This window comes from Paenibacillus sp. BAC0078, from assembly GCF_054483875.1.
Genome location: NZ_JBTLRW010000001.1, coordinates 610018 through 622228 on the forward strand (window position 1 = coordinate 610018; position 12211 = coordinate 622228).

Below are 12211 nucleotides of genomic sequence, written 5' to 3' on the forward strand. Positions count from 1 at the left end.
GTCACATCCCCACTTAAATTGTCGAATACGAGAACTGGCACCTTCTATTTCTAGCCATTATTACACAAGAGAAACAATCTTACGGGCCCCGTCCGCCATGGAATCTGCTGCAACGATATTTAGTCCCGATCCGGCCAGAATCTGTTTGCCAAGCGCTACATTGGTGCCTTCAAGGCGCACAACAAGCGGTTTGGTGAGTCCAAGCTGTCTGGCCGCTTCCACCACTCCGCTGGCAATGACATCACAACGCATAATCCCGCCAAAAATATTAACAAAAATCCCGTTTACCTTATCATCGGATAAAATAATTTTGAATGCTTCAGTAACCTTCTCGGTCGTGGCGCCGCCCCCTACATCCAGGAAGTTGGCCGGCTCTCCGCCGTAATATTTAATAATATCCATAGTAGCCATTGCCAGACCGGCGCCGTTCACCATACAGCCGATATTGCCGTCCAAGGCGATGTAGCTGAGATCAAATTTGGACGCTTCAATCTCCTTGGCATCCTCTTCATCGAGATCGCGCAGCTCCTGAATATCCTTATGCCGGAATAACGCATTGGAGTCAAAATTCAGCTTGGCATCCAGCGCCATCACATTTCCGTCTGCCGTCACAACAAGCGGATTAATCTCGGCAATAGAGCAATCTTTATCCACAAAAGCCAAATACAGCGCTTGCATGAACTTGACAGCTTTATTTACCAGCTCAGTTGGAATAGCAATGCTGTACGCTAATTTCCGGGCCTGAAATGTCTGCAGCCCTACTGCCGGATCAATGATTTCCTTGAAAATCTTCTCCGGATGTGTCGCTGCAACCTCTTCAATCTCCGTCCCGCCTTCTTCCGATGCCATCATGACAACTCGGCCGGTGCCACGGTCCACAACGAGTCCGATATAGTATTCCTTAACAATCTGGCAGCCTTCTTCGATTAGCAGCCGCTTCACTACTTTGCCTTCAGGTCCGGTCTGATGGGTAACCAGCGTTTTGCCGAGAATCTCTCCGGCGTAGGCACGCACCTCATCACTTGACTTGGCAACCTTCACGCCTCCGGCTTTCCCTCGTCCTCCCGCATGAATCTGCGCTTTGACCACTACCACCGGTGTACCCAGTGATGCTGCGGCTTCTACCGCTTCCTCCACTGAATAAGCTACTTTTCCGTTCGGTACGGCAACGCCGTACTTCTTAAGTACTTCTTTTCCCTGATACTCGTGGATATTCATACCGGAAGCCTCCTAAAGTGTTGCGGTGGCATAAGCAGGCAGCCTGCTCCCATTCCGCTTTCCGTTTGATTGTCCAAAGCCGGGTCCAGACCGGTGAAATGCACAATATCCCGGTACAAACAGAATACCTGTGCCGCCTTCTGCATGAAAACGGCACAATCTTCCGTAAGTAGGCATCCAAGCTTAATTACAGATAAACATCCGCAACCGCCAAGATGCCATCATGTGAAACCCAGAATATTGTAACATGTTTTAAAAACGCTTTCCTTAAAAACTTTCACGATTTATACATACATTTTCGCTAAATTTCATGCCGAAATGCGAACGATTGCATTGACACCACTTGAACAAGCTATTTCGACGCACTGATGTTAGCCTCATGAACACGGGCAAGCAGGCCCTTAAATTGTCCAAGCAGACCCACAAATTCATCGGCAGACAGCATCGTACCTTCCACCATTCTGCCGGGAATACAGGCTGCCTCACTGCGAAGCGCCCAGCCCTGTTCAGTCAATGATATCAGCACCTTCCGTTCATCCTGCAAAGAGCGCTCGCGCACAATCAAGCCGGCGGCTTGCAGCCGTTTCAGCAGTGGTGTCAATGTGCCTGAATCCAGAAAAAGCGCTTCGCCCAGCTCTTTAACCGTGCATTGGCGTCTTTCCCATAGCACCAGCATGACAAGATACTGGGAATACGTTAATCCAATCTTGTCCAAATGCGGCTGATACAGCTTCGTAAACTCACGTGAACAAGCATAAATGGTAAAACAAAGCTGGTTCTCAAGCAACAGCTCGGGAGTTGTATGATTTGTTTCTTGCATATCTTCTTCACCTGCCTTCATGTCATTAGTTTATCACAATTCTAATCTAATATCATGTTAATAGCAAAAAATATATTGACTATTATTTTTATTGTGTTAAATTAAATTGTGTACAATACATTATGAAATGAACGGGAGCGATTTTATTATGATGACTATTCAACAAAAAATGTATGAAACTACGGTTAAAGCCGTTGGCGGCAGAAACGGTTATATCGAATCCGAAAGTCCAAAGCTGAACCTTACCATAAGCACTCCACGGGAAATGGGCGGCGCCGGCGGCGAAGGCACTAACCCTGAACAATTGTTTGCAGCCGGCTATTCCGCTTGCTTCGACAGCGCACTTAACATGGTAGCCCGTATGGGTAAAGTGAAAATCGAAGGCAGCGAAGTTACGGCTACCGTAAGCTTCGGTAAAGTTGAAGACGGCGGATTCGGCATTGCCGTGCGGCTCGATGTTCTCGTTAAAGGCGTTGACAAAGAAACCGCTGCACAACTGGTGGAAGCAGCCCACGGAGCATGCCCTTACTCCCGGGCTACCCGCGGCAATATTCAAGTTGAGCTGAATGTGCTGTAAGCACGGGTTAGAATTCGCTTAGAAGCATGCAAGCCGTCCGGAAATTCCGGGCGGTTTGTTTTTTGTAGGATTAAGAAAACCATTAATAATATGAACTCGGCACCATAAATGTATTATTCCTCTGCTACGGCCTGCCGATCCAGATTGCGGTACTGCACAGCCTCCGCCAGATGGGCGGAAGTAATGTCAGGCGCTGCTTCCAAATCAGCTATTGTGCGGGCTAGCTTGATGATCCGGTCATGGGCCCGCATGCTCAGGCCGAGACTCTCCAGAATGTCATTAAGCAGCAGCCTGCTCTCTTTGTTAAGCCCGGCGTAGCGCCGCAGGGCAGCCCCCGAAAGCTCACTATTCCAGGAAATCGGCAGATTCTTGTAGCGTTCTGCCTGAATGGCCTGAACCTTCAATACCTCAGAACGCATCTCTGCTGAAGATAATGAAGTCCCCTGCTCCCCCCATTCCTTAGGACGTGGAACATCAACCTGCATGTCAATCCGGTCCAGCAGAGGACCAGAGATCTTGCTCCGATACTGTGCGATTTTGGCCGGGGAGCAGGTGCATCTTTGCTGCATGCCCCCGCTTCCCAGATATCCGCAACTGCACGGATTCATCGAACAAGCGAGTAAAAATTGTGCCGGGAATGTAAAAGCAGCACGGGCGCGGCTGATTGTCACCACACTGTCCTCCAGCGGCTGACGCAGAACCTCAAGCACATTGCGGGAGAATTCGGGCAGCTCATCCAGGAAAAGAATGCCGCGATGTGCCAAGCTCACCTCTCCAGGCCTCGGGATTCCCCCGCCTCCGATTAGTCCTGCCGCTGAAATGGTATGGTGCGGGGACCGAAAAGGACGGCTGCGCAGCAGCCCGCGATGAGCATCCTTCAGCTTGCCGGCAGCACTGAAAATCCGGGTCACCTCCAGCGATTCGGTATCGCTCAGATCAGGTAGTATCCCCGGCAGACGTTTGATCAGCATCGTTTTGCCGGTGCCCGGCGGGCCCATCAGAATAATGTTGTGCATTCCTGCTGCAGCAATTGTCAGTGCCCGCTTCACATGATTCTGCCCGAGCACATCACTGTAATCCTCAGTCATCATATTCTCTGCTGCAGCAGCCGCACCTGAAAGCTTATATGACGGAACATATCTCAGGTGCTCCAAAGATAGCACCGTGACCGGAGGGCGTTCCGGCGCAGCCAAGCCTGTACTGACAGAGACAGGGAAGGGAAGCTGATTCGTCTGTAAAGAAGACGCCGGTTCTGAATTAGAATCTGCCGATTGGATTATTGCCGGATAGCCGGCGGCTTTCGCATCAGTCAGCCCACTCTCATCCTGCAATTTCGGTTGGATCGGACGCAGCTCAGTGTCCCTCCTTTCCTTGCCTCCCCGCTGCTTACTGACCGCTACGATCTTATCTGTTTCTTGCATCGGCAGTGGCAACTGCCGCAGATGATCGGCAGCATACACCTTCATGCCACTGATCAGCGAGGCTTCAGCGGCATTCTCTGCAGGTACCAGAACGGCCCGCAAGCCCGCCCGCCGTGCAGCTTCAACCATCGACAGCACGCCGGTAACCGGGTGCAGACTTCCATCCAGTGCCAGCTCGCCAATCAGCAGCATGTTCTCCACTTCAGGCATGACAAGCTGGCCGCTGGTCGTCAGGATGCCGAGGGCGATCGCCAGATCGAACGCTGACCCCTCCTTGCGCAGGTCGGCCGGAGCAAGATTGATTGTGACGCGCTGCTGGGGATAACGGTAGCCGCAATTTTTGACGGCAGCACGCACTCTTTCCACAGCTTCGCGAATTGCAGAGTCGGGAAGCCCAATTATATTCGTTTGGGGGAGACCATTGGCCAGATCTACTTCCACACCGATCATTACGCCGTCAATACCGTACAAGCACGCACTGTGCATTTTTCCATACATAACAAAAAACACCTCTTCTCCCGAAATACGCTCACAGCAGAGCGGTATAAGTTCAAGAAAAAGGGTGCTTCCTCAATTTTCCGAAAATTCTATTCTCTTAAGTATACAGAGCTTACCTTGATATAATCAATACCTATAGGCAATAATACTCATAATCCTCGGAACTTTGCATATTTATGCAACTCAACAATGAAGGGAAATTCGATTAACCTTCCTCACTGACCACTACCGCATCCCTTATCTGCTCAAAAGATAACGGGGTATAGTCCCAGTGCTCCACACAAAGGTTGAAGTGATTTTTTCCTTCATATTTCTGTCCATGGATATGACCGTGCACATTCACGTAAGGCATATGCTTATTCATATACATCGGTTCATGTGAAAGAAAAAAGAAGTCTTTGTAAATAAGGGGGTATTCACTAACCTCATTAAACCCGGCTTCCAGCCACCAGCTCCGGCCGCGCCCGCGGTCGTGATTGCCGAGGATCAGTATTTTGTAGCCGTTCAGCGCGGACACAATACTGCGGGTGTCTTCCAGCTTCAGAAATGAGAAATCCCCCAAGTGAAATACGGTATCCTGCGTGCTCACAACGGAATTCCAGCGTTCGATCATCACCCGGTCCATCTCCTCGACATTCTTGAACGGGCGAGATTCAAAATCAATAATCAGCTTATGTCCAAAATGATGATCTGAGGTAAAAAAAACGTTAGACATCTCCGTCCCCCCTTACTTGATAAAAGACTCCGATGCCCCATTCCGCCGGATGCTTCGGAGTCTTAGATAATAGCTTCAGTATCGCTTAGTGGAACGCCGGTTATTCTCATCCAGATTAATCAATTCAGCAAGTGGCGGAACTTCATCATGCTCAATGAGCCAATTACGCATTTCCTTGATCGCTTCCACCTGTCCGTTGCCTTTATCCCGCCAGGTCAGCAGCTCTATAACCCGGATTAAAAGCGACAGCAGACTGTCATTACTGCTCTGGGTTTTTTCTGCCCGGATTTTTTGGAATAAGGCTTCATTCTTCCAATCAATCAATATTTCATCGGCGATAGCTGGCTGCATGACGGTAAAGGTCTTGCTGCATTTGCTGCAGCAGACAACGGATACAGGCTCCGCACCCAGTTCCACTGAAACTTTGTTACCGCAGTATTGGCAAGTAAAACTCACCTGTATATCAAATGGCTGATTTATCACGCAGACAGCCCTCCTCATGGCGGCTATGAACAATAACTTTAACAAGCGGAAGCGGCTACGCCGTCCTTAAAAAGCTTCACGGATATGACTGAGCGAAGCAACGCTCATATCGTCATTCAACATTACGGAGATAACGTCAAATGAAATCCGCCGCTCATATTGGCCTTTCATATGCAAATATACCTGGGCGGTGGACCGCACCTGACGAATTTTCCGTTCATCTACTGACTCCTCGGGAGTTCCCTGCAGACTGCTGCCGCCGCGGCTGCGGACTTCAACAAAGATGAGAGCCTCTCCATATTCAGCAACAATATCCAGCTCACCGCTGCGGCAGCGCCAATTACGGTCCACAATCCTGTAGCCTTGGGCAGACAAATACTGGACAGCAGCCGTTTCCCCGGCAGCTCCCTTTTGCTTGCGGTTATAATGCTCTCCGGCCGGCGTTACGCTCACTTCTGCCTCCGTTCCCCGGCAGAACGGTCGCTCTGGTAGACATAGCTTAGAATCTCCGCCACTAACTGATACAGCTGCGGAGGAATTTGCTGGTCAAGATCCAGCTTGGAGAGCACTTCCACCAGTGCGGCATCCTCTTGGACAGCCACTCCGTTTTCTTTGGCCGTCTGCAGGATTTTATCTGCTATTGCACCGTGTCCCTTGGCTACAACGACCGGTGCTTCGTTCTGGCCGGGAGTATATTTAAGCGCCACCGCTTTTTTGCGACTTGGTGTAACTTCGTTAACGGGTTCGCTCATATGCGGTAATCTACTCCTTTGTATGAATCCGGCACATAGTCAGCCAGCCTGGCTACATTTTTGGCGAGGGAAGCCGCTGCTGATGCAGGCTCAGGCAAGGGTTCGGTCCGCAGGCTAAGCAGCTGATATCCTATAGATTCCACTGCTGTTTTAATCTCCTCACGCCGCTCTTCCAGCAGCTCCAGTACCCATGGCGTATCGTTATGCAGCTTCAGGCTGACTATCCGGTCAACGACCTGAACATCCACCAGCGTCTGGCCGAGCTGCTTCATATCCAGATCAAACCAGAGCCGGCAGTTCGCCGCATCCAGCTCGCCTTTACGGCCCCGGCGCGACTGGATATGAACGGAGGCCGTCTCCTGTCCGTCGGGCCCCTTCAGCGGCAGGAACATCGTAACCTGCGCAAACGGCGCTGTACGGTCCGTATTCAGCAGCAGTTGCTGCCCGGTGAGCTGCTGCACCAGTTGGCCCGCGGCTTCCTTAACCGCGGGCGGCGCCTCGCTGCTGCCCAGAACCTGCAGCAGCAGGCCCTTCAGCGTGTCGGCGGCGTTATCGCCTCCGCCACCCACACTCGCCAGCGCCGCCTGCGGCAGCGCTGCCTCACGCCCTGCCGCGGCCGCCGGCACCGCCGCGCCCCGCGCCTCAGCGGCGGCATTCCCGCCGTCGCCGCGCACGGCCTGCTGCTCGTGCTCCGCACCGAGCAGCTTCAGCACCCGCCCCACCCACGACTCCGTCTCGTGGGTAGGGGCGGTGCCCGTCTGCGGCGCCGCGGCCGCAGACGGATTGTCCCCGCGCGGCTGCGCAGCCGCGGGGGCTTGCTCTTGCCCCGCCGCCGCTGGCGGGGCTGTGGTGCCCTGCGGCTGCGCAGCCGCAGGGGCAGGGCCAGCGCCCGCCGCGTCAGCGGGCGGGGCTGTGGCGAGCTGCGGCAGCGTGCCGCGCAGCTCGGTGAGCACGCCCTGCAGCTTCGCTAGCAGGGCGGCCCCGGACGGTGCCGCAGGCGAAGCTGCGGCACCTTTGCCAGCGGCAGCGGTTGCTGCCGCTGGCTCTGCGCGTTCCGGCTCCGCCCCGGAACGCCCAGCAGCCTCTTCTGCAACCGCAGCAGAAGCATTAGAAGCAGCAGCAGAACTGCCCGCAGCAGCCACACCTGCAGATGCAGCAGGCCTTGAGGCTGCACTAGGTTCACCATTTGCCGCTCTAGGCAAAGCCCCGTTTTCTATAGTTTCGCCGCCTTCAACTTGCTGGGCAGCAGCCGTTCCGCCTTTCCCCAAGGAAGCTGCAGCCGGAGACTGATCCTCATCAGCAACCAAATTGCCGGCAAGAGCTGCAGCCGGATTACCGGCAGCATTCTCGGTTTTCCCGGTAGCAGCCGTTTGTGTCCCGGACGATGGAGCAGTAGCTTTGGCAGCTTGAGACTCATCCGGAACTGTACGAGCCTGGCCTGCAGCGGTACCTTCCGCCGTATCAGCAGCATCGGCAACCTGCGCCGCAGCCTCAGGGGCCACCTTTCCTCCCGCCAGAGGAGCAGCAGGACCCGGAGCGGATGTACCAGGTATAACAGCAGCAGGCTTTCCGGCGCCAGAAGCACTTGAGCTTCCATTGCCGCCAGCTTCCTGCTCCTGCTGCATCCATAGACCAATTTCCGTTTCCAGAGCAGCCAATAGCTGATGAAGCTTTGGCCCGAATACCGCCTGCTGCAGCCCCTTCACACTTTCAGCCGTAACCGGCAGCCCACGTTTTACCGAAATCACTGCGGCCTCCAGCCATTCGGATACCGGTACGTTTACCGGTTTGGCATTTATTATTGCATCCAGCTTTGCCGCCGTTTCTTTAGTCAAGGCTACTCCACCGGATACCATAGCTTGAATAATTTCCCGGCCCGCTTTGGAATCTGTCAGTCCCAGTGATTCCAGCGCTTCTCCCATGCTCTGCGGAGAAGCCAGCGCCGCCTCGCCAAGGGAGACCGGCTTCAACACAGGCAAGCCGCCTTCTCCTGGCGGCGCAACCTGCAAATTCAATGTTTGTCCCGGCTGCAGCGGCGTTTCGAGTTCCGCCCGGACCGGAGTGCCCTGTATTTGCACCACAGCCTCTTTACCGGAATCGGATACGCTCAGCACTACACCACGGACAACCTGGCCTTCCTTCAGCTCTACTGTCTTGGCTTCTCCCGCTTTAGTGTCGCCAAGCAATCCGCGTATAACAGATCCGATATTCATCCCGTTTCCCCTCCCTTCCAGTTTCCCTTTCCATTTATATCGGCAATTTTGACCTTTTTATAAGAATCCTTCGCGCACGCTGATAACAACCTAGAACAAAGTCATTTGGTCCGCCAGAATTTTGCCTATGAAGCTGCGGCGATGCATAGGGGTTGGTCCCAGAGCGAGTATTTGTTCACGGTGAAGCTTGGTGGCATACCCTTTATGTATTTTAATGCCGTAGTCGGGGTATAATTCCTCCCATAAACCTTCACACAGACGGTCACGCGTCACCTTGGCTACAATCGACGCCGCGGCGATGGACTGGCTGTTCGCATCACCTTTGATGATCGCACGCTGCGGCAGCGGAAGATCCACATTCTCGGCATCAATCAGCATGTAATCCGGAGTGTGGACCAGGCCCTCCACCGCTTTTCTCATCGCCAGACGTGAAGCCTGCTTAATATTAATTTCATCTATAACGGCCGAATCCACATGACCGACACCAACGGCCAGCGCCTGCTCCATAATGATCTCGAACAGAGCATCCCGCTTCTTCGCCGTCAGCTTCTTGGAATCATCCACACCCTCTATAATCAGGCCTTCCGGCAAAATAACTGCCGCTGCGACAACATCGCCGAACAGACAGCCTCTGCCCACCTCGTCAACGCCGGCAATGCGGCGGTAATCCTGCTCCCACCCAGCTTTTTCATAGTACAACATATCCGTAGCACTCACTATTTCTCCACCGCCAATTCAAATTTCCCAGCATCCTGTACAAGCCAGCTTATCACAATAATAGCCGTGGGGTCATCCCTCTTTTTGCTCATAATATTTAGCAACAGCCGTTGATCCATTTAAGTTGAACTTTGCCCCGTTTTATGTATTCAACTTACATAGTTTACTCTGGGTGCTTATACTCCCTCAAAATGCTGCCTGATGTTTCCACGTTGTCTCACAAAACCTCAACGCAAAAAGCCACCCAATACCATTGGATGGCTCTTCTGCGTTCGATTTGACGATTATGGCGTTTCCAGCGTGAAGCGGCCAAGCTTGCCCGCCCGCAGATCATGCAGCAGGAGGCGGGAAGCCTTCTCCAGATCCACCCGTCCGCCGCTGATAAGGCAACCGCGTTTGCGGCCTACCTCTTCCATCACCGCAACGATCTCGTCTGGGTTCTCCAGATCCTCGGGAAGCTTCCCGATTCCGAATCGCTCCTGAAAGCTCCCGCCGTAATCCCTGACCAGATACTTGACTGCGAAAAAAGCGATATCCTCAACGTTCAGGATCTCCTCTTTAATCGCTCCGGTTACCGCCAGGCGGTAACCTACCTCCTGATCCTCGAATTTCGGCCACAGAATTCCCGGAGTATCCAGCAGCTCCAGATTACCGCCCGTTTTGATCCATTGCTGACCCTTGGTGACACCCGGGCGGTCGCCGGTGGCGGCGATATTTTTACCGGCCATCCGGTTGATGAGCGTGGATTTGCCCACATTGGGAATCCCGACGATCAGCGCCCGGCTGGCCCGCGGATTGATTCCCTTGGCAATTTGCCGGTCGATCTTGTCCTTCAGCAGCAGCTTGACCTGCTCAGGAATTTCCTTGATGCCCGTACCGGTAGCCGCATCAACAGGATGGGCAACATGCCCTTCCGCTTTGAAATACGCCAGCCACTTCCGGGTCGCCTCGGGATCAGCCAGGTCTGCTTTATTAAGAATAATCAGCCTTGGCTTGTCCCGCAGAATATCATCAATCATCGGATTGCGGCTGGAAAACGGCAGACGGGAATCGAGCAGTTCTATTGCAACATCAATCAGCTTCAGCTTATCCTCGATTTGCCGCCTAGCCTTCGTCATATGACCAGGAAACCATTGAATGGCCATCGCCGTCACCTCCTTTGACTTCCGTCAACTTAATGGTTAATTACCGAAATATCTTTGACTGGCCAGAAGATCAGGTCTGCACGGCCGACAATTTCCTTCAGCGACACATAGCCAATCATCCGGCTGTCTGTACTATCTGAGCGGTTATCCCCCATGACAAACACATGTCCTTCCGGCACTTTGCCGTCGGTGAACTTTTCATTAGGGAAATTCTTATCGTTGTACAGCTCGTTGTTCTTATGCGATTCATCAATCGCACCTTGAATATAAGTCTCGTTCACCGGCTCGCCGTTAACCGTAACGACATCCCCTTCAACCTTAACCGTATCTCCGGCCACACCAATTACACGCTTAATGAAATCTCTGCCCTCTGAAGGTACATGGAACACAATGACCTCACCGCGCTTAGGAGAGCGGATGTCATACAATATTTCATTCACAATCACCCGTTCACCGGTATGAAAGTTCGGCTGCATCGACGGTCCGTCAACAATAAATGGTTTGAACAAAAGCCAGCGTATCAACACCACCAGAACTAACGCGATGGCAATGGCCTTGATCCATTCCAATACTTCATTTTTGGGCTTACGGGGATTCTTGCCATCAGGCTGGGCAACCTCATCTTGTCCCTGCTGCAAATCCTGCTGCATGGCTCACCGTCCTCTCTATATATGCTACTCTCACTATACAACAAAAAAGCTCCTGCCAAAAACTCCTCCACGAATACTCCGTCAGGAGGCCTTTTCGGAGAAGCTGATCCTAAGGCGTATATATTCCAGGTCCATTCTATTCCTCAAGGATAAACGAAAGGGGCTTGAACTCAAGCCCCTCTCCTTTGCCGCTATACTAGCGACGGATTTCTTTAATTCTTGCAGCTTTACCGCGCAGGTCACGAAGATAATAAAGCTTAGCACGACGCACTTTACCACGGCGAGCCACTTCAATTTTCTCGATCTTAGGCGAGTTGATTGGGAAAGTTCTTTCCACACCAACACCGTAAGAGATTTTACGAACTGTAAAAGTCTCACTGATTCCACCGCCGCGGCGTTTAACTACAACGCCTTCGAACAACTGGATCCGTTCACGAGTTCCTTCGATAACTTTTACGTGCACCTTCAAAGTGTCACCCGGGCGAAAACTCGGGATGTCTTTACGAAGCTGCTCTTGCGTAATCGCTTGTAGGATATTCATTCAGGACTTCCTCCTTCCGTACAGGTGTTCTTGCCTCTTCCGGAGAGACCCTCGCTCTCCCTCATCATCCGCAGCGGACCACCGTATTCCACACAACAGAAATAATAATATCACAACTGAATAATAAAGACAACTTATTTCTTAGGAGCTACAGCGGCAGCATATCCCGTTTTTTCGCCTTGCTCTGGCAATCCTTGCAAAGTCCCACGACAGTTCCATTATCCTGTGCATAAAAGATCAGCTTGCCGTTTTTCTTTTTACACGAAGAACATAGCTGATCTGCAGAGCTTTGCTTGGCTTTCCGGTGCCTATCCATAGAGATCACATTGCTGGTGGGTCCCGTCTTGGGGCCTGAGGGCTTGCTCTTCCGGCTGCGGGATACAAAATATAGAACCGCACCAACCAACAACACAGCTAGAACTGCTGTATATGTCATTTGCTCATCCGCTCCCCTGCTTTTT

Annotated in this window: 14 protein-coding genes; 1 reads left to right on the forward strand and 13 read right to left on the reverse strand. The window is 52.4% G+C overall.

All coding sequences use genetic code 11. The features are described 5' to 3' along the window. Positions 1–60 precede the first annotated feature (60 nt). Positions 61–1218 (reverse strand): ADP-forming succinate--CoA ligase subunit beta, encoded by a 1158-nt coding sequence (gene sucC / locus ACX1DY_RS02770; protein ID WP_458962652.1) that lies wholly within the window; start codon positions 1216–1218, stop codon positions 61–63. Positions 1219–1570: 352 nt separating this feature from the next. After that, the gene (locus ACX1DY_RS02775) at positions 1571–2038 is read right to left on the reverse strand and encodes a MarR family winged helix-turn-helix transcriptional regulator (RefSeq protein ID WP_458962653.1); all 468 of its coding nucleotides are present in this window, start codon (positions 2036–2038) and stop codon (positions 1571–1573) included. 148 nt (positions 2039–2186) lie between these two features. Between ACX1DY_RS02775 and ACX1DY_RS02780 the strand changes: the two genes are divergently transcribed. Further along, the gene (locus tag ACX1DY_RS02780) at positions 2187–2615 is read left to right on the forward strand and encodes an organic hydroperoxide resistance protein (protein ID WP_019910385.1); all 429 of its coding nucleotides are present in this window, start codon (positions 2187–2189) and stop codon (positions 2613–2615) included. Positions 2616–2728: 113 nt separating this feature from the next. On the opposite strand, the gene ACX1DY_RS02785 is transcribed toward ACX1DY_RS02780, so the two are convergent. From ACX1DY_RS02785 to ACX1DY_RS02835, 11 genes are all read right to left on the reverse strand, one after another. Continuing rightward, positions 2729–4534, reverse strand: a complete 1806-nt coding sequence (locus tag ACX1DY_RS02785) for a YifB family Mg chelatase-like AAA ATPase (protein WP_458962654.1) — start codon at positions 4532–4534, stop codon at positions 2729–2731. A gap of 205 nt (positions 4535–4739) precedes the next feature. Next, the gene (locus ACX1DY_RS02790; RefSeq protein ID WP_458962655.1) at positions 4740–5249 is read right to left on the reverse strand and encodes a phosphoesterase; all 510 of its coding nucleotides are present in this window, start codon (positions 5247–5249) and stop codon (positions 4740–4742) included. 75 nt (positions 5250–5324) lie between these two features. Beyond that, complete coding sequence (locus tag ACX1DY_RS02795; protein ID WP_458962656.1) at positions 5325–5732, reverse strand: hypothetical protein; 408 nt, start codon at positions 5730–5732, stop codon at positions 5325–5327. 66 nt (positions 5733–5798) lie between these two features. Next, positions 5799–6185 carry a YraN family protein gene (locus ACX1DY_RS02800; RefSeq protein WP_458962657.1) on the reverse strand — a complete coding sequence of 129 codons (387 nt, stop codon included), beginning with the start codon at positions 6183–6185 and terminating at the stop codon, positions 5799–5801. After that, complete coding sequence (locus ACX1DY_RS02805) at positions 6182–6484, reverse strand: EscU/YscU/HrcU family type III secretion system export apparatus switch protein (RefSeq protein WP_458962658.1); 303 nt, start codon at positions 6482–6484, stop codon at positions 6182–6184. The genes ACX1DY_RS02800 and ACX1DY_RS02805 overlap by 4 nt, the downstream gene beginning before the upstream one ends. Beyond that, a complete protein-coding gene (locus tag ACX1DY_RS02810) occupies positions 6481–8697 on the reverse strand; it encodes a DNA ligase (RefSeq protein ID WP_458962659.1) in 2217 nt (738 codons plus the stop codon). The genes ACX1DY_RS02805 and ACX1DY_RS02810 overlap by 4 nt, the downstream gene beginning before the upstream one ends. 90 nt (positions 8698–8787) lie before the next feature. Further along, positions 8788–9399: a ribonuclease HII gene (locus ACX1DY_RS02815; RefSeq protein WP_458962824.1), complete on the reverse strand. Its 612-nt coding sequence runs from the start codon at positions 9397–9399 to the stop codon at positions 8788–8790. A 299-nt stretch (positions 9400–9698) separates the two neighbouring features. Continuing rightward, the gene (gene ylqF / locus ACX1DY_RS02820) at positions 9699–10559 is read right to left on the reverse strand and encodes a ribosome biogenesis GTPase YlqF (protein ID WP_458962660.1); all 861 of its coding nucleotides are present in this window, start codon (positions 10557–10559) and stop codon (positions 9699–9701) included. A 29-nt stretch (positions 10560–10588) separates the two neighbouring features. Next, entirely contained in the window at positions 10589–11209 is a 621-nt protein-coding gene (gene lepB, locus ACX1DY_RS02825) for a signal peptidase I (protein WP_458962661.1), read from the reverse strand. A gap of 196 nt (positions 11210–11405) precedes the next feature. Beyond that, on the reverse strand, positions 11406–11750 hold the full coding sequence (rplS, locus tag ACX1DY_RS02830; protein ID WP_458962662.1) for a 50S ribosomal protein L19: 345 nt from the start codon (positions 11748–11750) through the stop codon (positions 11406–11408). A gap of 148 nt (positions 11751–11898) precedes the next feature. Beyond that, a complete protein-coding gene (locus ACX1DY_RS02835) occupies positions 11899–12186 on the reverse strand; it encodes a hypothetical protein (RefSeq protein ID WP_458962663.1) in 288 nt (95 codons plus the stop codon). Between the last annotated feature and the right edge of the window lie 25 nt (positions 12187–12211).

What these genes read in the sequence shown, in the direction of transcription:
- ylqF (WP_458962660.1), bottom strand. Translation starts at nt 10,559, where the DNA reads ATGGCCATTCAATGGTTTCCTGGTCATATGACGAAGGCTAGGCGGCAA.
- ACX1DY_RS02790 (WP_458962655.1), bottom strand. Translation starts at nt 5,249, where the DNA reads ATGTCTAACGTTTTTTTTACCTCAGATCATCATTTTGGACATAAGCTG.
- lepB (WP_458962661.1), bottom strand. Translation starts at nt 11,209, where the DNA reads ATGCAGCAGGATTTGCAGCAGGGACAAGATGAGGTTGCCCAGCCTGAT.
- ACX1DY_RS02815 (WP_458962824.1), bottom strand. Translation starts at nt 9,399, where the DNA reads ATGTTGTACTATGAAAAAGCTGGGTGGGAGCAGGATTACCGCCGCATT.
- sucC (WP_458962652.1), bottom strand. Translation starts at nt 1,218, where the DNA reads ATGAATATCCACGAGTATCAGGGAAAAGAAGTACTTAAGAAGTACGGC.
- ACX1DY_RS02780 (WP_019910385.1), top strand. Translation starts at nt 2,187, where the DNA reads ATGATGACTATTCAACAAAAAATGTATGAAACTACGGTTAAAGCCGTT.
- ACX1DY_RS02785 (WP_458962654.1), bottom strand. Translation starts at nt 4,534, where the DNA reads ATGTATGGAAAAATGCACAGTGCGTGCTTGTACGGTATTGACGGCGTA.
- rplS (WP_458962662.1), bottom strand. Translation starts at nt 11,750, where the DNA reads ATGAATATCCTACAAGCGATTACGCAAGAGCAGCTTCGTAAAGACATC.
- ACX1DY_RS02835 (WP_458962663.1), bottom strand. Translation starts at nt 12,186, where the DNA reads ATGACATATACAGCAGTTCTAGCTGTGTTGTTGGTTGGTGCGGTTCTA.
- ACX1DY_RS02805 (WP_458962658.1), bottom strand. Translation starts at nt 6,484, where the DNA reads ATGAGCGAACCCGTTAACGAAGTTACACCAAGTCGCAAAAAAGCGGTG.
- ACX1DY_RS02810 (WP_458962659.1), bottom strand. Translation starts at nt 8,697, where the DNA reads ATGAATATCGGATCTGTTATACGCGGATTGCTTGGCGACACTAAAGCG.
- ACX1DY_RS02775 (WP_458962653.1), bottom strand. Translation starts at nt 2,038, where the DNA reads ATGCAAGAAACAAATCATACAACTCCCGAGCTGTTGCTTGAGAACCAG.